A 19,256-nucleotide genomic window follows, 5' to 3' on the forward strand; every position below is an offset into this window, starting at 1 on the left:
TAAGACCGGACGAAACAGTCCGGCAAGCGCCAGCTTACCTTATCGCCTGCTGCGTGTGTGTTGTGGCGTGCAAGGGACGCCGGGAAGGGAAGCGGACGGGGGAGTCCCCGTCCGCAGCGCGTCAATCGTCCTTGGCGCCGTCGATGCCCAGTTCGGAGATCTTGCGGGTGATGGTGTTACGGCCGATGCCCAGGCGCACGGCGGCGTCGTTCTTGCGCCCGTGCGTATGCTTGAGCGCCGTCTTGATCAGGGCCGACTCGAATTGCCGCCCCAGCACGGCCATGACTTCCTGCTGCCCCGCGCCCAGCATGCCGGCCGCCTGCAATTCCAGCAAGCCGATCCAGCCCGGCGGCGCGCCGCTGGCAGGCGCAACGGCGTCGAAGACCTGGCCGCCGTGCGGATGGGCAACGGCCGCCGGCGCAGCCTCGCCCGCCGCCGCAGTGGCCGCGCCATCGCCCTGCCCCTGCGTCAATTCCAGCGGCAAGTCCTTGATTTCCACCGTCTGGCCCGGCGCCATGACGGTGATCCAGTTGCACAGGTTTTCCAGCTGGCGCACATTGCCGGGCAAATCGAGGCTGCTGAGAAACTGCATCGTCGGTTCGCTCATGCGTTTGGCTTCCACGCCCAACTGGCGCGCGCTTTGCACCAGAAAGTGGCGCACCAGGATGGGGATATCCTCGCGCCGCTCCCGCAAACTGGGCAGGCGCAGGCGGATCACGTTCAGGCGGTGATACAAGTCTTCGCGGAACAGGCCATCGCGCACGCGCTGCTCGAGGTTCTGGTGCGTGGCCGTAATGACGCGCACGTTCGCCTTCATCGGCTGATGGCCGCCGACGCGATAGAAATGGCCGTCGGACAGCACGCGCAGCAAGCGCGTCTGCAGGTCGAACGGCATGTCGCCGATTTCATCGAGAAACAGGGTGCCGTTCTCGGCTTGCTCGAAGCGGCCCCGGCGTGTCGTCTGGGCGCCCGTAAACGCACCGCGTTCGTGGCCGAACAATTCGGACTCCAGCAAATCCTTCGGTATCGCCGCCGTATTCAGGGCAATGAAAGGCTGCGCCGCGCGCGGGCTGTGCTTGTGCAGCGCGCGCGCCACCAATTCCTTGCCGGAACCGGATTCGCCCGTGATAAGCACCGTCACGTTCGATTGCGACAGGCGGCCGATGGCGCGGAAGACTTCCTGCATGGCCGGCGCCTGGCCGAGGATTTCCGGCGTTTCAGACGGACCCGATTCGACGCTGGTCTCGCGCAGGCTTTCTTCCAGCGCGCGGCGGATCAGCTCGACAGCCTTGTCGATGTCAAACGGCTTGGCCAGGTATTCGAAGGCGCCGCCCTGGAAGGACGCGACCGCCGAATCGAGGTCGGAAAAGGCCGTGATGATGATGACCGGCAGGCCGGGAAAACGCGACTTGACCGTCTGCAGCAATTCCAGGCCGGAGGCGCCCGGCATGCGGATATCGGACACGAGCACTTGCGGCGTGTCAAATTCCAGTGCGGCGATGGCGTCGCGCGCATTGGCAAAACTCTTGGTGGCGAGATTTTCCCGCGCCAGGGCTTTTTCCAGCACCCAGCGGATTGATTCGTCGTCGTCAACTATCCAGATTGGCTTCATTAGTGTGTGCGTCCCGCAATGGATTTCATGGGTGGGATACCTCCTCGCTTATGGCAAGGGTAGAACGATCCTGAAATCGGTGTATCCAGGCCGGCTTTCGCACTCGATCACGCCCAGGTGCTGTTGCACGAAGGTTTGCGCCAAGGTCAGTCCCAGCCCGCTACCGCCTTCCCTGCCCGACACCAGCGGGTAGAAAATCCGGTCGCGGATCTGGGGTGCGATGCCCGGTCCATTGTCAATGATATGCAAGTCTAATGCCAGGCCATAACGGACCTTGGCCAGGGTCACCTGGCGCGCCACGCGGGTCTTGAAAATCAGCTCCGCATCGCCCGCCTCGATGCGCTCGGCCAGGGCTTGCGCCGCATTGTGCGCGATATTGAGCACGGTTTGTATCAATTGTTCCTTGTCGCCGCGAAACTCGGGGATCGACGCGTCGTAATCGCGCGAAATGGTGAGGCCGCTGGGAAACTCGGCCAGGATCAGGCTGCGCACGCGCTCGCACACTTCGTGGATATTCACGTCGCCCACGATATGCGGGCGGCGGTGCGGCGCCAGCAGACGGTCGACCAGGGTTTGCAGGCGGTCCGCTTCCTTGATGATGACTTGCGTATATTCGCGCAGCTCGCTCAGGTGCAAGGCCGGCAATTCCAGCTCCAGCAACTGGGCCGCGCCGCGGATGCCGCCCAGCGGATTCTTGATCTCATGCGCCAGGTTGCGGATCAACTCCTTGTTGACCTGGCTCTGGTCGAGGATGCGCTCCTCGCGGTCGAGTTTCAGCTGCTGCACGTTTTCGCGCAGCTCGATCAGCACACCGTCGCGCGGTGCGTCGAGCGCGCTGACGATGCTGTGCACGCGCAGCGGCTCGCGCCCCAGGCGTTCCAGGCTCAGGTCCTGGCGCAGGTCCGAAAATTTATGTTCGAGCGCCTGCGCGCAAATGCCGGCCAGCTCCTCGGGGTTGAGGAACAGCGCCGTCAGCTTTTGCCGCGACAGGGCCTTCAATGAGCTTTCCAGCAGGTTTTCCGCCGCCGCGTTGGCATAGCTGATGCGGCCGTCGCCATCGAGCAGGATCACGGCCGAAGCGAGCAAATCAAGGCCGGCCAGGTGGGCCGGGCGGCTGGAATGGTTGTCTAGTGTCATGTGCTTTACCGAATATTCGCGATCTCGCGTTTCAGGGCCTCGACGTTTTGCTGTGTTCGGCCAATGTTGTCCTTCAACTGCGCCACCCGTTCCTGATATTTCGCATAGTTACGCTCATTGCCCTGGCGCTCGGGTTGTCCGCCATTCAATTCCAGGCGCTGTGCCGCCAGTTTCTGCTCTTCGCTGCGCAATTCGTCCTGCAGGATCTGGCGCCGGTCCAGGTCGCGCGCGCGCTGCTCGGCGCCATCGACCGTGGGAAACGCGCCGGCGGCAGGCGCCGCCGTGGCCGCCGCCTGCGTGGCGGGCCGGACAGGCGCGCCGGCCAGCGGCGCCTTCTTGCGCGGCGGCTCCGTCATGGCGCCGGGCAAATCGAGCAGCTGGCAATGCGCGCCAGCGCGCTTGTCCGTATACGTCTTGTGTCCTTGCGCATCGGCGCACACATACAGCTGCCCGTGCGCCTGTGCCGCCGCGCCCAGCAATCCTGCCATCAGCGCCATTCTGTAATGCTTGGTCAATCTTCACTCCTGTCGGCTCGTGCCGCATCGTTCCTGGGCCGACTATACAACACCGCACTCTCACCGCCTTGGCGTACTGCATAAAAAAACGCGGGCAAGACCGATCGCCTCACCCGCGTTTTTTATTCACTACCGGCAAGTTGCCGGCATGGCGCCATTACAGCGAGTAGTACATGTCGAACTCGGCAGGATGCGTGGTCATGCGCATGCGCTGCACGTCTTGCATTTTCAGTTCCAGGTACGCGTCGATCATGGAATCGCTGAACACGCCGCCACGGGTCAGGAACTCGCGGTCCTTGTCCAGGGCTTCCAGTGCTTCTTCCAGCGAAGCGCACACGGTAGGGATCAGTGCGTCTTCTTCTGGCGGCAGATGGTACAGATCTTTCGAGGCGGCTTCGCCCGGATGGATCTTGTTGGCAACGCCGTCCAGGCCAGCCATCAGCAGTGCGGCGAAGCACAGGTAAGGATTCGCCAGTGGATCCGGGAAGCGCGCTTCGACGCGGCGGCCTTTAGGATTGGCCACGTGCGGGATACGGATCGAGGCGGAACGGTTTTTCGCCGAGTACGCCAATTTCACTGGCGCTTCGTAGCCTGGCACCAGACGCTTGTACGAGTTGGTGCCCGGGTTGGTGATCGCGTTCAGTGCCTTGGCGTGCTTGATGATGCCGCCGATGTAATACAGGGCGAAATCGGACAGGCCGGCATAGCCGTCGCCAGCGAACAGGTTTTTGCCATCTTTCCATACGGATTGATGCACGTGCATGCCCGAACCGTTGTCGCCAACGATAGGTTTCGGCATGAAGGTAGCCGTCTTGCCATAGCTGTGCGCCACGTTCCACACCACGTATTTCAGGTTTTGCGTCCAGTCGGCGCGCTCGACCAAAGTCGAGAAGCGGGTGCCGATTTCATTCTGGCCGGCGCCAGCGACTTCGTGATGATGTACCTCAACCGGGATGCCCAGCGATTCCAGAATCAGGCACATTTCCGAACGCATGTCCTGGAAGCTGTCCACTGGTGGCACCGGGAAGTAGCCGCCCTTGACGGTAGGACGGTGGCCGCTGTTGCCGCCTTCGATATCCTTGCCGGTCGACCACGAACCTTCGTCCGAACCGATCTTGACGAAGCAGCCCGACATGTCGATCTTCCAGCGCACGCTGTCGAAGATGAAGAATTCTGGCTCAGGGCCGAAGTAGGCGGTATCGCCCATGCCCGACGATTTCAGGTAGGCTTCGGCGCGTTTCGCGATCGAGCGCGGGTCGCGGTCGTAGCCCTTGCCGTCCGACGGTTCGATCACGTCGCACTGCATGAACAAGGTCGTTTCTTCCATGAACGGATCGATATTGGCCGTGTTTGGATCCGGCAGCAAGATCATGTCGGACGCTTCAATGCCTTTCCAGCCAGCGATCGAAGAGCCGTCAAAGGCGTGGCCCGACTCGAATTTATCCATGTCGAAGTGCGACACGGGAACCGTCACGTGCTGCTCTTTACCACGGGTATCGGCAAAGCGGAAATCAACGAATTTGACTTCGTTTTCTTCTACCATCTTCAAGACTTCTGCGGCTGTCATTGCCATGCGTATCTCCTAAATGAATGTGGGGTGAGCCGACCTTAATGCGTCTGGGCTGATGAAGCGAAGCAAACATTGCGTGCCACCAAAACTCATAAGGATCATAGCAGATTCCATGCCAGCTTCTGGAGCACCTTGGTGCCGGCAGCAAAATTACTGCCATCCCAGTGAAAGTTTTCCTGCCCGCGATTTTCACGCGCGTATGCGCCACATCAAGAATGCACTATGCAAGTGCAAAAAACGAATAACGCACTACTATCGTGCATTTCTCACGAATTCCCGAAAAATGCCTCATTGTGGTGCATGCGCCGTGCACCATGCATTCCCGTTTGCGGGGCGCGCACGGCGCACTATAATCGTTCACACCTTTCCACTTTCATCGAGGACGCCATGATTACCGCCGCCGACATCCTGACCACCGCCCGCAGCCGGGCCAATGAAGGTACGCCGTACGCCGGCGCCGTCACGCCGCAGGAAGCGTATGACTTGCTGCAAGGCGATGCCGCCGTCAAGCTCATCGATGTGCGCACGAATGCCGAGCGCGACTGGGTCGGACGGGTCGACATCGCCGATACCCAGCATGGTGCGGTGCAGTGGGCCACCTACCCGGGCGGCGTGCCGAATCCCGACTTTCTCGCGCAACTGGCGGCCCAGGCCGGCAAGGATGAGGTACTGCTGTTCCTGTGCCGCTCCGGCGTGCGTTCGCGCCATGCGGCCAAGCTGGCCACCGAGCACGGCTATATCAACTGCTTCGACATCCTCGAAGGCTTCGAAGGCGACAAGGATGCCGACGGCCACCGCAAACAGATCAGCGGCTGGTGCAAGGCGGGCTTGCCGTGGCTGGGCGCCTGACGCTGGCCGCTTGATTATCTGAACAGTGTTTGATCTCGCGGGCCACCCTGCGGCCCGCCATCGGCTACAACCATCCATGCGCGCCAGATTTTTTCAACTGCGGCGTAAATTCTCCTTGCGAAAATGTACTTTATATAGTACAACGTAGAGGTGCGTCATGGATGCTTCCGGCTTGCGGCAGATTACCCTGTTGTTCTATGCGAACGGCAATGGCGGCGAACCCGTGCGCGACTGGCTCAAGTCGTTGCCGCTTGAAGAGCGGCATGTGATCGGGCAAGACTTGATGCACGCGCAATGGCGCTGGCCCGTCGGCATGCCCCTGTGCCGCCATCTGGGGCAAGGTCTATCGGAAATTCGCAGCAGCTTGCCAGGCAACCGCATCGCCCGCGTGCTGATCTGCCATCACGGCGATTGCCTGGTGGCGCTGCACGGCTTTATCAAGAAAACCCGGACGACGCCGGAAGATGACCTGGCGCTGGCCCGCAAACGCCACAAGGAACTGACATGAACGCCACCGCTCCCCACCTCGGCAGCAGTCTCGACGACTTCCTCAAGGAAGAAGGCATCTTTGAGCACACGCAAACCCGCGCCATCAAGGAAGTGATCGCCTGGCAACTGACGCAGGCGATGCAGGAACAAGCGATGTCGAAGACGCGTATGGCGGCCCTGCTGCAGACCAGCCGCTCGCAGCTCGACCGCCTGCTCGACCCCAGCAGCGACGTGACCCTGTCCACCCTGGAGCGCGCCGCCGCGCTAGTCGGGCGCAAGCTGTCGATCACCTTAGTTTGATTCTGCCGGCTGGTGCTCGCCCATCAAGGTCAAGATGCGCTTGCGCACGAAATTGATGTGGCTGCGCAAGCCGTACAAGCCATCGGCAAATGACAGGGGAATCGAGATCTGGTTGACCATTTCCTCGATCTGGTCCAGCCGCTTCAATTGCGCCGCATACACTTGCGCACGCTGCTCTTGCGGCACGTCTTCCAGCGCCTGCTCCACCGTGCGCAGCTGGCCATACCAGCGGTACACGCGCGAACGGATGCGCCACACGTACAGCGGAGGCACCACGCGCGACAGGGGCAATATCAAAGCACCCAGCGCCACCACCAGCACCCACATGCGGTCGAAGAAATTGGCCAGCCAGAAACTCATGTAGCGCTGCAGCACGGGCGCGCCATCCTTGTAGAATTTCAGCGCTTCGGGTGCCACGGGGATTTCCGTATAGCGCGCGGACGGGAATTGCCCCTGCTGCTGGAACCAGCCCGTACCGCCATGAATGCCAGCCGCCGCCTGCACGAACAGGTCGATCAAGGCTGGATGCAAGTCTTCGCGCGCGACTAAAGTGGCCGTCGGCGCGATCAGGTGGTAATCCTGCGCCGGAACGTTACGCCCCAGGTCAACGATACCGCGTGGCAAGACGACATGCGTGAGGAAAGGCAGGCGCCGCGTATAAGCTTCCGCCTGGGAAAAATCAAACAGCTTGATGCCCGGCGTTTGCAGCAGCATCTGGATCAGCGGCGCTTCCGGCGCCGAGCTGAACACGAGGCCGTCGATGCGCCCTTCCAGCAGCTCCACCGTGGCGGGCGTGTTTTGCAAGTCGCTCACGGTCAGCTCGTTGGCTTCCACGCCATTCACCGACAGCAACTGCCGGAACAGGCTGGGCACGCCCGTGCCTTCCGGCCCCAGGTTGATCTTCATGCCTTTCAATTGCGTCAGTTCCGTCACCGCCTTGTCTTCGCGCAGGAACAGCCAGACGGGTTCCGTAAACAGGCTGCCCAAGGATATGAGGCCATGGCGCTCGGCATCGGCGTGCTCCGTCGAGCCGCTTTGCACGAAGGCGATATCGGTCTTGCCGCTATTTAAGCGCTGCAGGTTTTCCTGCGAGCCCAGCGATGGCTGCAAGGTCACTTTGATGCCGTGCTTGGCCAGGGTGGCCGCGTATTTCTTGCCGAACTCTTCGTAGGCGCTATTGTCCTGCCCCGTCGACAAGCTCACCTGGCGCGGCGGCGCCGGGTCGACCAGCCAGTAAGCGAGCGCGCAAAAAGCGCCGACCAGCAGCAGGGTGGGACCGGCGGTGGCGAGGAAATCGCGCACGGAAAAGCGGCTGAACGCGAGGATTTTGGACATGTGGTGGCGCATAGGTTTCATGGGTGGCTACGATGCCAAGAAAAACGCAACTATGCAAGGCACTTTCGCGCGCGCGGCATGGCCAAATCCGCTACAGTGCTGGATCGACCACCTGCCCCACGGAGCCCTGCATGCTGAAAATTCTTGGAAAAGCCGCCTCGATCAATGTCCGCAAAGTCTTGTGGACGTGCGAAGAACTCGACCTGCCGTACGAACGCGAAGACTGGGGCAGCGGCTTTCGCAGTACCGACGACCCCGCCTTCCTGGCCTTGAACCCGAACGCCATGGTGCCCGTGCTGCTCGATGGCGACCTGGTCCTGTGGGAATCGAACACGATTTGCCGCTACCTGTGCGCCCAGGCGGGCCGCGATGACTTGCTGCCAAGTACCCCCCGCGCCCGCGCGGAAGTGGAAAAATGGATGGATTGGCAAATGGGCGATTTGAACAACAGCTGGCGCTACGCCTTCATGTCGCTGGTGCGCCACAGCCCCGCTCACCAAGATGCGGCGCAGCTGGCGGCCGGCATTGCCGGATGGAACAAGATGATGGGCGTGCTGGAACAGCAGCTGCAGCGCACGGGCGCCTTCGTCTGCGGCGAACAGTTCACCTTGGCCGATATCGTGCTGGGCCTGTCCGTCAAGCGCTGGCTGATGGCGCCCATGCAGCGCCCCGAGACTCCCGCCATCGCCGCCTACCATGCGCGCCTGGCAGATAAAACCGCCGTGTTTGCCGGCTAAAAAAACGCCGGCGTGAACGCCGGCGTTTTGCTACAACTGCCTGCCAGCTGCTAATTAGTGCACTGCTTGGCCACGCCCTCGGCCGGCGCGGGCGCCTCGATCAGCGGCATCAGGCTCGGCGCCAGGGACACCAGCAGTTGCACGGGCAAGGCGCTGGTGAAATCGTAGTTCTTCGATTCCGGTCCCCGCACATACGCCGTCATGCTGCCATAGAAGCGTTCGCCGATATTGAAGACGAACGTGGCCGAACGGTTCACGTAGCGCGACTCGATCAGGCGGCCACCGGCGCCGTACACGTCGAAGCGCTGGTCGCCCGTGCCCGTCTTGCCGCCCATGGGAATCGGCACGCCGTCGGCGCCGACGAATGCCGTCTTCGCCCGTTTCGCCGTGCCGTCCGACACCACTTCGCGGATGGCCTTGGCGACGGCCTTGGCCACGTCCGGCGACAGCACTTGTTCCGCCTCCACCTTCGTGCCCCGCTTGACCATGGTGTCATATGGCGTGTTGGCGGCGAAATGCATGGAATCGATGCGCACGCTCGGTTTGCGCACACCATCGTTGATGATGATGCCCATCAACTCGGCCAGCGCCGCGGGACGGTCGGCGGACGCGCCCAGGGTCGTCGCATACGATGGAACGAGGGAATCGAAGGGATAGCCCATCTTCTTCCACTGGCGGTGGATTTCCAGGAAGCCTTCCACTTCCAGCAAGTTGGCGATGCGGCGGTCCTGCGCATGCTTGCGGTGCGTATTGAACAGCCATTTGTACACTTCCTGGCGCTCCTTCTCGCTGGCCGCCACCATCTGCGACAGGGTGGAACCTTCATGCTGGCGCAGATACGCCACCATCCACAGTTCCAGCGGATGCACATTGGCGAGGTAGCCCCGGTCGGCCAGCGACCAGTTTTCCATCGCATACTGCTGGTACATCTTGGCCGCGCGCTCGGGCGGCACTTCGTTTTGCGATGGCAGGTTGGCGTTGAGGAAATCGCCGAATTCCGCCACCGTGCCCTTCGGATTGACGGTACGGAAGATATTCGCCAGGCGCACGGGGGTCGGGCGGATACTGGCCAGCAAGATCTTTTCCTGCTCGTCGACGCTCTTGCCACGGTACTTCTGGTAGAAGCGGTGCAGGAATTCGCGCCCTTCCTTGTCGGCAAAACGGCTCAGGTACTGCGCCCGGCGCGGGTCGTCCGCATCCGCCAGCAGCGAGGCAGAGGAATCGGGGCGCGAGAACATGTAGTAGCGCGCCACGTCGCGCATCAGGCGCACGAACACCAGGTTGGTCGACTGGCGCAGCGCCTGCTGCACGGTCATGATGCGGCTATCGTCGAGCTTGGAAAAGTTGCCGAAATGGTGCAAGCCGCCACCCGTGAAGAAACCTTCGCCCGGATTGCCCGAATATTTGCGTTCCATGGCAGCCGCCAGCATGGCGGGCAGCTTGCGCGCCTCGCCGAGCGGCAATGGTTTCAGGTAAGCAATCGCCCACTGCGACAGCATGTCCTTCGGATCGACGGCGATTTTATTCAGTTCGGCGGCACCCATGCCGCTGTAGCGCTGGTGCAACTGGTCGATGATGTCCATATACGTCACCAGGGTGCGCAGCTTGGCCGTGGAACCGAGGTCCAGCTTGGCGCCTTCGTTGATGTCGAGCGGCTGGTCAAAGTTATCCGTTTGCACGCGCAGCAAGTTGGCTTGCTCGCCCTTTTGCAGCAGGGTAAAACTGTAGACCACGTTGGCCGGGTCGCCATTGCCCAGCATGCCCTTGCCCGTCAGGCCGGCCGCTTTCGCCACTTCAGGATCGCGCAATTCGCGCAAGACCTTGGTGACGGCGTTTTGCGCCTGCGCGTCGAGCGTGCTGACCACTTTCAGGTCCAGGCGGTCGAGGTTGTACAAGCGCGGATCGCCGAGCATGCTGGCCAGATGGTTGCGCACGGCATTCGAGGCCTTGCGCGTGACGAACGAGGTGGACGCTTCCGACTGCACGCCCGAAGCCGCCGACGGGCGCAGCTTTTCGGCGATGGCCGCATTGCGCAGCTGCGGCGAAATCACGCCCGCTTGCGCCAGCAAACGCAGATGGCTGTTGGTCAATTCTTCCAGGTCGGCGCCGCCGGCCACCAGATAATGCGAAGGGCGGCGCTGCGCGATCAAGAGGCTCAGCGCCTGCTTGTAGGCCAGCGCACTGCCCGGCTGGTCCATATTACCCTTGAGCAAAGTCTTCACCTCGGCGAATGGACGGCCATACCAGACCCACATTCCGTCGCCGATGCCGTTGACTTCGCCAAAACCGCTTTTTGCCGACAGCGGCACGGTATTCAGGTAGTTGACGACGATCTTGCGCCGCGCTTCCATGGTGTTTTCGCCATCCTGGTACGAGCGCAGGCTGGCCGACAGCATCTGCAGCAGCTTGTCCTGCATGGAACTGGTACGGCCATCTTCCGAATGGCGGTATTTTTCAATTTGCGTGGCCAGGGTGCTGCCGCCACCGCCCCGGTGGCCGCCGAACAGGTTCAGCGCCTTGTCCAGAATCGCCTTGCTCAGGCGGTCCCATTCCACGGCGGGATTGCGCTCGGGCGTGCCCGGATCGAGCAATTCGCGGTTTTCGATGAACAGCAGGCTTTGCACCAGCGCGGGCGGCGCATCAGCGAAGCCGTCGAACATGCGCTCGGGATAGCTGGCCGCGAACAGGGGCGCGGCGCGGCAATCGAGGATGGTCAGTCCGGCGCGGTTTTTCTCGTGATACGTGGCAAAGACGCCGCGGTCGACCAGTTGCACCATCTTCGGCGACATACGCGCCTGCGCCGTGACGGCATAGTCGCGCGCATTGAGCTTGCTAATAAAGTCCGGCAGGCTGGCATAGCCGAGCCGCTCGTCATACGGGCCGTGCTGCGGATAGCGGATGGCGCCCGCCGGTGCGGGGCCAGGCTCGACCTTGAACGTCAGTTGGCGGTCCAGGCGCGTGAAAAACTCCGCCTGCAGGGCCGAGGTGCGCACTTCACGCATGACGAACCAGGCCACGCCGGCGATCAGCGCCAGCACAATGATGGCAAAGATCGGCCAGATGCGCGAACGGCGCTTCTTCGGCGGGCTCGCCGGCGGCGGTGCCTCGGCAACTGGATCAGAGGGGGGCCGCTCTTGCGCGGCCAGGTTGACGCCTGTGTCTGTCATGGGATACTGGGGTAAAGTTGGGTTTGGACGGCGCGGAAAAGGCGGTAGCGATACCGCTCCGCGCAGGATAAGACGTGGGCCAGCCAAGGCCGGTCACAACAAAGCTTGCTTAACATGATGTCCATACCAGTGAATCAAAAAACACGCTACTGCACAGGCAGGCAACCCCGCGTTTGACACGCCAGGCTCCTGTTCACCATTCCACCACATCGGCATGAAAACGACTGACGAGCGCACACAAAAATCTTGCTTCATTAAAGATTTTCGCAAAAAAACAACGTCCTGGAACGTACGCTTGCGTACATAGATGCAAGGCGGGCTGGACGCCAGCGAAAAAGCCGCCGGCGCCGGGCTGGCAGCAGCTCAGATGGTGGTGTATTCCGCGTGCAGGGCGTCGAGCGCGGCGCGCATGTCCGCAAAGGCGGCCGCAGCTTGCGCCGGTTCGCCCTTGACGCCCAGTTCGATATGCCGGCGCGTTTGCGCATCGCCCACGCTGGGCAGGCTGAACACCTTGATCAGCGGAAACTCCGCTTCCAGGCGCACCATCAGCGGCGTCAGCAACGATTCGGCCGTTTCATACACGAGCAAGGCATGTTCCGCATGCGGCACCTGGTTGAACAAATGGCTGTAATGCGTGTCGAGCACCCATTCGATCATGGGCCAGGACATGACGGGGAAGCCCGGTACGAAGTAATGTTCGCGCACGGCAAAGCCGGCTATCTTGTTGTACGGATTCGGAATCAGCTCGGCGCCTTCGACAAACTCCGCCATTTTCAGGCGGTGCAGATTTTCCGGCGAGTTCAAGTCCGCCGGCACGCCCGCCTCTTCGCCCATCTCCGTGATGCGCTGCTCGATATTGAGTTTGCCCTGCGGATGCAGCACCAGCGGCAAGCCCAGCGCATCGGCCGCCGCCTGGCGCGTATGGTCGTCCGGCGTGGCGCCGATGCCGCCAAAGCTGAAAACGATGTCGCCGCTGGCAAAACTGCGCTTGAGCAAGGCGACCAGGCGTGCCGGCTCGTCGCCCACGTATTCCGCCCAGCTCAGCTGCAAGCCGCGCTGCTTGAGCATGCTCACTACTTTCGGGAAATGCTGGTCGGTGCGCTTGCCCGACAGGATTTCGTCGCCGATGATGATCAATCCGATAGCCATGAAACTTCCTCGTAGAATTCGACAAAAATACTCAAGCGTCCGCAGGCGCCACGTCGGTCATGCCGCGTACGCCCCGCAAACGCGACAGTGCTTCCAGGCAGTAATACTGGAACCACAGACCCGTAAAGATAAAGATCAGTACATACAGCCAGATGGCGAACGCCGCCAGGAAGGGGAAGAACACCACCGACATCACGCCGCCCATCCACAGCATGCCCGGCACGGCGCCGGCCGCGCCGGAGACCATGCCGATGGCCAGCAGGGGCCAGCGCTGCGTGCGCATGATGGCGTGACGCTCTTCCACACTGGCATAGTCGGCCATGGCGTCATACGCCATCACGCGGTAAGTCAGCCAACCCCACAGCACGGCTTGCCCCACCAATGCGGCGGGCGGAAACGCATACAGGGGCAGCATGACCACCCAGACGACGATGAACAGCAAGAACGTGGCCAGCGAGGTACCGACGCTGCCAGCCAGGCTGCCGCCATGTTTCTTTTCCAGTTGCGGAAAGTGCCGCCCGCCAATGTGGCGGCCGATGGCCGGCATGGCGAACACGCCCATGAAGATCAGCGCCGTCAATATCATCAGCGGCAGCAGCATGAACATGGCGATCAGGGGCACGATCACGGCTTTCAGCACACCCAGGCCAAAGGTGGCCAGCACCTGGCCGCTGGTGCGGAAGAAATCATACTGCGTGAACAGCGCATGCAGGCTGTCGATCAGCGGCTGCAGGCCTACATACAACAGTGTGCCCCACAGGATCAGCGACAGGATGAAGGGCGCGATGCTCAGCAGCAGTATCTTGCCGTGCAATTGCGACAGCAGGGCGCGGCCATACGAATTCAGCACATTACGCATCAACGGCGTCCTTTTCGTTTAATTCTTGCAAATTCCACCATGCGGCGCAGACCCAGCCATTGCTGTTGCCAGAAGCCGTGGCCATAATGGCGCCCCGGCCGGCCCACGCCATGGCTGTCGATGCGGGCCAACTGGTCGCGCACGCCCGTGCGCGCATAGCCCGCCGAGAAATTCGCGGTGCCCAGCAGCATATCCCAAATCGGCAAGACCACGCCGAAGTTGCAACCACCCATGCTGCCCTTGCCTTTCGACTCGTGCCCCACGCCGATCGCGTGGTGCGTGCGGTGGAAACGGGGCGAGATCAACAGCCGCTCGCCGATGCGGCCGAAGTGTATCCTCACATTCGCATGCTGCAAGCTTTGCAGAATGCGCGAAATCGACACCAGCAGCACGTACTGGCCCGGCGGCACGCCGATACCGAGCGCCACCAGGGCCATCACCACGTCGCGCAGGAAGTCATCGAGCAAGTGGTTGCGGTCATCGCTCCACAAGTTCATGTTTTGCTGGCTGTGATGCAAGCTGTGCAAGCCCCACCACCAGCCGAAATGGTGCGAGGCCCGATGGTAGCAATAGTCGACGAAGTCCAGTATCACAAAATAAATGATAAAACTGAGCAAGGGACTGATGCCGGGCAACAGCGACTCCAGATTCAAGGGATGGATATTGTCGAAACGCAAAGCGCCCGCCAATGCATCCATCAGCGGATCGAGCGTGAAGAAGACCACGACAGAAAACAGGCCGATGCGGTGCAGTACGGTGTAGATAAAATCGTTCCAGCGGGCGCGCGGATCCGTCATTTTTTGCGCGGGAATCAAGGCTTCGAGCGGGCGCAGCACGAGAAACAGCAGCACCAGTTCGCACAGGCCGATCAGCAGCCATTCCGTGCCCTCGAACGCCTCTTCCGTGAATTCGCCAAAACCCAGGTGATACACGAGGGGATTCACCACAGTCTGGAACAGCCAGCCTTGCGCCACGCCAAAGGCGTCGACCACGGCGTCGATGGCGGGCGTGACGAAGCCGAGGATGTCGGCGGCGGTCATGGCTGGCCCTTCTTCTGCGCGTAGGCAGGATGCTCGCGCAAGGTGGCAAAGCAGAAGCCCTTGTCTTGCAAGCCGGTAATCAGGGCGTCCAGATTGGCCGGTGCCCACGGCTCCTTGCGCGACCAGATGCCCATGTGCGCAATGAAAATGTCGCCGCTGCGCAAGTTCGCCAGGGCTTTTTTCAGCAGCATGGCGTTCGGATACTTGTCGCTGGGCAGCTCATCACCCGAGTAGCCCGCCGGCGCCCAGCCCGCATGCTGGTAGCCGCAGGCGCTGCCGGCGGCCAGGGTGCGCGGCGACGTGTAGCCGCCCGGCGCGCGCCAGAATGGATCGAGCTTGTGCCCGGTCAACTCCTGGAAGCGCGTATCAACGCGGCGCAATTGCTCGCAGAACTGCTTATCGGTGAAGGAGGCCAGCTTGCCGCCGTCCTTGCCGAACTGGGGCTTGACCTGGGTCAAGCCGTTGGCCAGATCCTTCTTCCAGTACACGTGGTCAAACGTATGCGTGCCGAATGCATGGCCTTCGGCGACGCGGGCCTTCCAGTACGGCGCCCACGCGGCATCGAGCGAATAGTCGCCGCGCGTGGTCTTTTCATTGGCCAGGAAGAAGGTTGCCTTCACATGGCGTTGATTCAGCACGTCGGCGATCAGTTGCGCTTGCGACTGGCTACCTGTGTCGAACGTCATGTAGATGGTGCCCTTGCAGGCGGCTGGGGCTGAAGATGCGGCTGTTGCCGGTGCTGCTGGTGCCGGTGCGGCGGCATGCGCGGGCGACAGCATGGCGCCGGCGCACAGCAGCATGGCGGGCACGCCGCCCGCGAAAGTGAGGCGTTTCATCATCCTACCCGTCATCACATGCGCGGCGAGTGGGTGGCGAAATACACGCCGTGGGGCGAGCGGCCCACCGGTATCATCTTGATCACTTTGCGCGTGGTCAAATCGATCACAGCAACTTTCTTGATCCAGCGCAGGGTGACCCACATGGTCTTGCCATCGGGCGTGATTTCCATGCAATCGGGGCCGCCGGGCACATTGATGGTGCCCACGTTTTCAAGCGTCTTCTGGTCGATGATGTTGATGGTGTTCGACACGCGGTTCGACACGAACGTCATGCGGTTGTCACCGAGCGCGCGGAAATTATGCGTGCCGGCGCCCGCCTTGATGCGCTTGACGGTCTTTTGCGTGCGCCAGTCGATCACTTCCACGTAATCGCTGCCCATGATACCCACCAGCAAATGCTTGCCATCGGGCGTCATCGTGATGCCGGCCGGTGCCGGGCCGACAGGCATGGTCCATTTGACGGTTTGCGTGGCCAGGTCGATGGCGCTGACCTGGTTGCTGCCCTGCTGCGTAATGAAAGCCATGCTGCTGTCGGCCGTAAACGCCATGTGGCTGGGCAATTTTGCTAGCGCGATGCGCTTGACCAGGGTCAGGTTCTTGCCGTCGTAGCGGTACAGGTCAATGCGATCCAGGCGCAGCGAATTCGAAATGAACCACTTCTGGTCCGGCGAAAAGCCGATCTGGTAAGGGTCGAGGATATTGCTGATGCGGCGCTGGATCTGGCCCGACACGGGGTCGAGGAAGATCAATTCGTTGCCGACGGAACTGGCGACGATCAGCGATTTTCCATCCGGCGTCTCCATCAGATGATGCGGTTCCTTGCCGACGGCAAAGGTGGACAGGGGAGCATAGGTTTTCTGGTCCAGCAGTTGTACCGTAGCATCACGGGAATTGAGCACCACCACCACTTCGGCTTGCGCCGTCGATATTGCGGAAACCAGGCACAGCGAGGAAAAAACAAGGCGGCGTAGACTGCGGAACATGGAAGAAATCACTGTTAAATACAAAATAGGTATTTTACGTGGAACACTGTATCTATTGTGTGAAATCCCCCCTTAAATGCGACCGGCAGCCACACATCTCCGTAATTTCCCCTTTTTCCCTGCGCCGCGCCTGGAATGGCGCTTTGCAACTCATTGCTCTACAATCTGAAGCTTTCATCGCCTACACAAGGATTATCATGACCACCACCACTACCGCTTCCGGCCTGCAATACATCGACACCGTCGTCGGCGAAGGCGCTGAAGCCCAAGCCGGCAACAATGTTGTCGTGCATTACACGGGCTGGCTGCAAAACGACGACGGCAGCGCCGGTTCGAAATTTGATTCGAGCAAGGACCGCAACGACCCATTCGAATTCCCGCTGGGCGCAGGCCGCGTCATTCAAGGCTGGGACGAAGGCGTGCAAGGCATGAAAGTGGGCGGCAAGCGCCAGTTGATCATCCCCGCAGCACTGGGCTATGGGGCACGCGGCGCCGGCGGCGCGATTCCACCGAACGCCACCCTGATTTTCGACGTCGAACTGCTGGGCGTATAAGACTGCCAGGCAGTCCAGACACTGCCTGCCGCCAGACGCCGTCCTTGAGACGGCGTTTTTTTTGAGTGTCTCCTCTAATGCACGGCGCCCTTTTTTCACTATGATGTCAGGCACTGCAGCATGCAAGGTGGCCACTCCGCCGGGCCTGCCGTACTTTTCCAGCGATTCCATCAGCACACAGGAGCCATCATGAGTTTACAAGAGCAATTCGAACAAGCGCAGCTCGATTCCAAGACCCTGTCCGAGCGTCCGGACAATATGACCTTGTTGAAAATCTACGCCTTGTTCAAGCAAGCGTCGAGCGGCGACGCCACAGGCGAGCGTCCTGGCATGACCGACTTCGTCAACCGCGCCAAGTTCGACGCCTGGGCGGCCCTGGCCGGCACCTCGAAGGACGAGGCGCAACAGCAATACATCGACCTGATCGAAGACTTGAAGGACTGATCTTCCCCCCCTGCCCCGACGCCTGCCGGGGCAGTATAATTTCTGCATGACACCATCACCGCTTTCCCAGGTTTCTCTGGCGCATGCCGCCGACTTGCCCCGTTTGTTCGACGTCTGGCACCTGTCCGTACGCGCCACCCACGATTTTCTTGCCGATAGCGATATTGCCTTCCTGATGCCCTTCGTGCGCGACGAGCTGGCCAGAGTGACGGCCGAACGCCTGCTGCACGTGCTGCGCGCCGATGACGGCGTCGCGTATGCCTTCCTGTGCGTCGAGCACGCCAACATCGAGATGCTGTTCGTGCATCCCGAGCAGCGCGGCAGCGGCGCCGGTCGCGCGCTGCTCCAGTACGCCATCGCCAGCCTGCAAGCCAAGGCCGTCGATGTCAACGAGCACAACACGCAAGGCCATGGCTTTTACCGCCACCTGGGCTTTATCGAGGATAGCCGTTCCGAACTCGATCCGTTCGGCAAGCCTTTCCCCATTTTGCACCTGAAACTGGCCAAAAATGGCTGAAAACTCACCAAAAACCACAAAAGCAGGCCGTTAACGTCAAAGTGGCTACCAAAACGGTAGCCACTCTTTCATGCTGAAACGGCGTGAATACTTACTTCTTGGCAGCCGCCAGCGCTTGCGCGATCCAGCCGTCAAACTTTTGCTGGTGGTACTTGATCCAGCCTGCCGTATGGCGGGCGATATCGGCCTGCGTGCTTTCACCGCGGCGCATGCGCTCGTTCTGCGCATTGATGTCGGCCACGGGCAATTGCATCACTTCGAACAGCTTGGCGGCGGCCGGGTTTTTCTCCGCCCAGGCCTTGTTGGACACGATGCGCGCCGTGTTGACGGCAAAGCCGTAATCGCTGCCATCGTCGAGGCGGGTATTCACCTTGTCCGGATTGGCCGAGAACGGCACTTTCAGCCAGACCACATCCTTGCCAGGCACCAGCACGCCACTGACCCAGTACGGCGTCCACGTGTAGTACAGGATCGATTCGCCACGCTTGTAGCGGCCCAGGGTGTCGGCGATCAGGGCCGCATAGCTGCCCTGCACGTGCGTCACCGTCTCGCGCAATTTGTACGCATCCATGTGCTTCTCGATCAGCGCTTCGCAGCCCCAGCCGGGGTTGCAGCCCGTCAAGTCAGCCTTGCCATCGCCATCGTGGTCGAACAGCTTGGCCAGGGTGGGATCGCGCAACTGGTCGATATTCGTGATGTTGTACTTTTCCGCCGTCGCCTTGTCGATCAGATAACCTTGCGCGGCAGGACCGGCATACTGGCCCGTGCGCAACAGCTTGGCGTCGCCGCCTGCATTGTTATAGAAATCCTTGTGCATGGGGTCCCAGTGCACGGCCATGAAGGTGGCGTCGCCGTTGGCGATGGCGATATGCGCGGTCGGATACTCCACTTCCTTGATCGGCTGCACTTCGTAGCCGAGCTTTTCCAGGGCTTTGTCGACCAGCATGGTCTGGAAGGTTTCTTCCGCGATCGAGCTTTGCAGCGGCTGCACCTTGACGCCCTTGCCGGGCAGCGCATCGGCGGGGGCGGCCGGCGTCTGCGCCATGGCCAGGCTGGTGGTCAGGGCCAGGGCGGCGATCGCCAGGGCGGAAAACAGCTGGAACTTGCGTTGCGATTTTTGCGTCACTTTAAAATTGTCAATTTGATGCATGTGATTCCTT

The 19,256-nt window shown here is 61.3% G+C and carries 19 protein-coding genes; 7 read left to right on the top strand and 12 right to left on the bottom strand.

Going from position 1 to position 19,256, the window contains the following annotated elements:
- Window positions 1-121: 121 nt before the first annotated feature.
- From ntrC to glnA, 4 genes are all read right to left on the bottom strand, one after another.
- Window positions 122-1,612, bottom strand: coding sequence for a nitrogen regulation protein NR(I) (gene ntrC / locus ACQ4WL_RS19380; RefSeq protein WP_436511208.1), 1,491 nt, complete (start codon window positions 1,610-1,612; stop codon window positions 122-124).
- Between the two features lie 48 nt (window positions 1,613-1,660).
- Window positions 1,661-2,749 (bottom strand): nitrogen regulation protein NR(II), encoded by a 1,089-nt coding sequence (gene glnL, locus ACQ4WL_RS19385; RefSeq protein WP_035825143.1) that lies wholly within the window; start codon window positions 2,747-2,749, stop codon window positions 1,661-1,663.
- Window positions 2,750-2,754: 5 nt separating this feature from the next.
- Complete coding sequence (locus tag ACQ4WL_RS19390; RefSeq protein WP_436511294.1) at window positions 2,755-3,237, bottom strand: DUF4124 domain-containing protein; 483 nt, start codon at window positions 3,235-3,237, stop codon at window positions 2,755-2,757.
- A 184-nt stretch (window positions 3,238-3,421) separates the two neighbouring features.
- Window positions 3,422-4,837: a type I glutamate--ammonia ligase gene (gene glnA, locus ACQ4WL_RS19395; protein ID WP_071079202.1), complete on the bottom strand. Its 1,416-nt coding sequence runs from the start codon at window positions 4,835-4,837 to the stop codon at window positions 3,422-3,424.
- Window positions 4,838-5,221: 384 nt separating this feature from the next.
- On the opposite strand from glnA, the gene ACQ4WL_RS19400 reads away from it, so the two are divergent.
- From ACQ4WL_RS19400 to ACQ4WL_RS19410, 3 genes are all read left to right on the top strand, one after another.
- Window positions 5,222-5,683 carry a rhodanese-like domain-containing protein gene (locus tag ACQ4WL_RS19400; RefSeq protein WP_436511209.1) on the top strand — a complete coding sequence of 154 codons (462 nt, stop codon included), beginning with the start codon at window positions 5,222-5,224 and terminating at the stop codon, window positions 5,681-5,683.
- Window positions 5,684-5,840: 157 nt separating this feature from the next.
- Window positions 5,841-6,191, top strand: coding sequence for a type II toxin-antitoxin system RelE/ParE family toxin (locus tag ACQ4WL_RS19405; RefSeq protein WP_436511210.1), 351 nt, complete (start codon window positions 5,841-5,843; stop codon window positions 6,189-6,191).
- On the top strand, window positions 6,188-6,472 hold the full coding sequence (locus ACQ4WL_RS19410; RefSeq protein WP_298401489.1) for a Fis family transcriptional regulator: 285 nt from the start codon (window positions 6,188-6,190) through the stop codon (window positions 6,470-6,472). The genes ACQ4WL_RS19405 and ACQ4WL_RS19410 overlap by 4 nt, the downstream gene beginning before the upstream one ends.
- On the opposite strand, the gene ACQ4WL_RS19415 is transcribed toward ACQ4WL_RS19410, so the two are convergent.
- Window positions 6,464-7,807: a TAXI family TRAP transporter solute-binding subunit gene (locus tag ACQ4WL_RS19415; RefSeq protein ID WP_436511211.1), complete on the bottom strand. Its 1,344-nt coding sequence runs from the start codon at window positions 7,805-7,807 to the stop codon at window positions 6,464-6,466. The two genes, ACQ4WL_RS19410 and ACQ4WL_RS19415, sit on opposite strands and share 9 nt — an antisense overlap.
- Before the next feature lie 131 nt (window positions 7,808-7,938).
- Here ACQ4WL_RS19415 and ACQ4WL_RS19420 point away from each other — a divergent pair, with 131 nt between their 5' ends.
- Window positions 7,939-8,544 (top strand): glutathione S-transferase family protein, encoded by a 606-nt coding sequence (locus ACQ4WL_RS19420; RefSeq protein WP_436511212.1) that lies wholly within the window; start codon window positions 7,939-7,941, stop codon window positions 8,542-8,544.
- Window positions 8,545-8,594: 50 nt separating this feature from the next.
- Here ACQ4WL_RS19420 and ACQ4WL_RS19425 read toward each other — a convergent pair whose 3' ends face one another.
- The 6 genes from ACQ4WL_RS19425 to ACQ4WL_RS19450 all read right to left on the bottom strand — a co-directional run bounded on the left by ACQ4WL_RS19425 (window position 8,595) and on the right by ACQ4WL_RS19450 (window position 16,581).
- On the bottom strand, window positions 8,595-11,711 hold the full coding sequence (locus tag ACQ4WL_RS19425; RefSeq protein ID WP_436511213.1) for a transglycosylase domain-containing protein: 3,117 nt from the start codon (window positions 11,709-11,711) through the stop codon (window positions 8,595-8,597).
- A gap of 363 nt (window positions 11,712-12,074) precedes the next feature.
- Window positions 12,075-12,860 (bottom strand): competence/damage-inducible protein A, encoded by a 786-nt coding sequence (locus tag ACQ4WL_RS19430; protein ID WP_436511214.1) that lies wholly within the window; start codon window positions 12,858-12,860, stop codon window positions 12,075-12,077.
- A 31-nt stretch (window positions 12,861-12,891) separates the two neighbouring features.
- Window positions 12,892-13,719 carry an EI24 domain-containing protein gene (locus tag ACQ4WL_RS19435; RefSeq protein WP_436511215.1) on the bottom strand — a complete coding sequence of 276 codons (828 nt, stop codon included), beginning with the start codon at window positions 13,717-13,719 and terminating at the stop codon, window positions 12,892-12,894.
- Window positions 13,719-14,759: a sterol desaturase family protein gene (locus ACQ4WL_RS19440; RefSeq protein WP_436511216.1), complete on the bottom strand. Its 1,041-nt coding sequence runs from the start codon at window positions 14,757-14,759 to the stop codon at window positions 13,719-13,721. The genes ACQ4WL_RS19435 and ACQ4WL_RS19440 overlap by 1 nt, the downstream gene beginning before the upstream one ends.
- Window positions 14,756-15,598 (bottom strand): polysaccharide deacetylase family protein, encoded by an 843-nt coding sequence (locus ACQ4WL_RS19445; RefSeq protein ID WP_436511217.1) that lies wholly within the window; start codon window positions 15,596-15,598, stop codon window positions 14,756-14,758. The genes ACQ4WL_RS19440 and ACQ4WL_RS19445 overlap by 4 nt, the downstream gene beginning before the upstream one ends.
- 11 nt (window positions 15,599-15,609) lie before the next feature.
- On the bottom strand, window positions 15,610-16,581 hold the full coding sequence (locus ACQ4WL_RS19450) for a YVTN family beta-propeller repeat protein (protein ID WP_436511218.1): 972 nt from the start codon (window positions 16,579-16,581) through the stop codon (window positions 15,610-15,612).
- 197 nt (window positions 16,582-16,778) lie between these two features.
- Here ACQ4WL_RS19450 and ACQ4WL_RS19455 point away from each other — a divergent pair, with 197 nt between their 5' ends.
- From ACQ4WL_RS19455 to ACQ4WL_RS19465, 3 genes are all read left to right on the top strand, one after another.
- Window positions 16,779-17,135 (top strand): FKBP-type peptidyl-prolyl cis-trans isomerase, encoded by a 357-nt coding sequence (locus tag ACQ4WL_RS19455; protein WP_010395194.1) that lies wholly within the window; start codon window positions 16,779-16,781, stop codon window positions 17,133-17,135.
- 189 nt (window positions 17,136-17,324) lie between these two features.
- Window positions 17,325-17,579, top strand: coding sequence for an acyl-CoA-binding protein (locus tag ACQ4WL_RS19460; RefSeq protein WP_152256538.1), 255 nt, complete (start codon window positions 17,325-17,327; stop codon window positions 17,577-17,579).
- A 46-nt stretch (window positions 17,580-17,625) separates the two neighbouring features.
- Window positions 17,626-18,096, top strand: a complete 471-nt coding sequence (locus ACQ4WL_RS19465) for a GNAT family N-acetyltransferase (protein ID WP_436511219.1) — start codon at window positions 17,626-17,628, stop codon at window positions 18,094-18,096.
- Between the two features lie 91 nt (window positions 18,097-18,187).
- Here the strand turns inward: ACQ4WL_RS19465 and proX are convergent, their stop codons facing one another.
- Window positions 18,188-19,246, bottom strand: a complete 1,059-nt coding sequence (proX, locus tag ACQ4WL_RS19470; protein ID WP_436511220.1) for a glycine betaine/L-proline ABC transporter substrate-binding protein ProX — start codon at window positions 19,244-19,246, stop codon at window positions 18,188-18,190.
- Between the last annotated feature and the right edge of the window lie 10 nt (window positions 19,247-19,256).

This window comes from Janthinobacterium kochi (assembly GCF_051380715.1).
GTDB lineage: Bacteria > Pseudomonadota > Gammaproteobacteria > Burkholderiales > Burkholderiaceae_D > Janthinobacterium.

Bases quoted from the DNA above. Each gene is read 5' to 3' on its own strand.
- ACQ4WL_RS19420 (WP_436511212.1), top strand. From the start codon at position 7,939: ATGCTGAAAATTCTTGGAAAAGCCGCCTCGATCAATGTCCGCAAAGTC.
- ACQ4WL_RS19450 (WP_436511218.1), bottom strand. From the start codon at position 16,581: ATGTTCCGCAGTCTACGCCGCCTTGTTTTTTCCTCGCTGTGCCTGGTT.
- ACQ4WL_RS19440 (WP_436511216.1), bottom strand. From the start codon at position 14,759: ATGACCGCCGCCGACATCCTCGGCTTCGTCACGCCCGCCATCGACGCC.
- ACQ4WL_RS19425 (WP_436511213.1), bottom strand. From the start codon at position 11,711: ATGACAGACACAGGCGTCAACCTGGCCGCGCAAGAGCGGCCCCCCTCT.
- glnL (WP_035825143.1), bottom strand. From the start codon at position 2,749: ATGACACTAGACAACCATTCCAGCCGCCCGGCCCACCTGGCCGGCCTT.
- ntrC (WP_436511208.1), bottom strand. From the start codon at position 1,612: ATGAAGCCAATCTGGATAGTTGACGACGACGAATCAATCCGCTGGGTG.
- ACQ4WL_RS19445 (WP_436511217.1), bottom strand. From the start codon at position 15,598: ATGATGAAACGCCTCACTTTCGCGGGCGGCGTGCCCGCCATGCTGCTG.
- ACQ4WL_RS19460 (WP_152256538.1), top strand. From the start codon at position 17,325: ATGAGTTTACAAGAGCAATTCGAACAAGCGCAGCTCGATTCCAAGACC.
- ACQ4WL_RS19435 (WP_436511215.1), bottom strand. From the start codon at position 13,719: ATGCGTAATGTGCTGAATTCGTATGGCCGCGCCCTGCTGTCGCAATTG.
- ACQ4WL_RS19390 (WP_436511294.1), bottom strand. From the start codon at position 3,237: ATGGCAGGATTGCTGGGCGCGGCGGCACAGGCGCACGGGCAGCTGTAT.
- glnA (WP_071079202.1), bottom strand. From the start codon at position 4,837: ATGGCAATGACAGCCGCAGAAGTCTTGAAGATGGTAGAAGAAAACGAA.
- ACQ4WL_RS19405 (WP_436511210.1), top strand. From the start codon at position 5,841: ATGGATGCTTCCGGCTTGCGGCAGATTACCCTGTTGTTCTATGCGAAC.
- ACQ4WL_RS19415 (WP_436511211.1), bottom strand. From the start codon at position 7,807: ATGTCCAAAATCCTCGCGTTCAGCCGCTTTTCCGTGCGCGATTTCCTC.
- ACQ4WL_RS19430 (WP_436511214.1), bottom strand. From the start codon at position 12,860: ATGGCTATCGGATTGATCATCATCGGCGACGAAATCCTGTCGGGCAAG.
- ACQ4WL_RS19410 (WP_298401489.1), top strand. From the start codon at position 6,188: ATGAACGCCACCGCTCCCCACCTCGGCAGCAGTCTCGACGACTTCCTC.
- ACQ4WL_RS19465 (WP_436511219.1), top strand. From the start codon at position 17,626: ATGACACCATCACCGCTTTCCCAGGTTTCTCTGGCGCATGCCGCCGAC.
- proX (WP_436511220.1), bottom strand. From the start codon at position 19,246: ATGCATCAAATTGACAATTTTAAAGTGACGCAAAAATCGCAACGCAAG.
- ACQ4WL_RS19400 (WP_436511209.1), top strand. From the start codon at position 5,222: ATGATTACCGCCGCCGACATCCTGACCACCGCCCGCAGCCGGGCCAAT.
- ACQ4WL_RS19455 (WP_010395194.1), top strand. From the start codon at position 16,779: ATGACCACCACCACTACCGCTTCCGGCCTGCAATACATCGACACCGTC.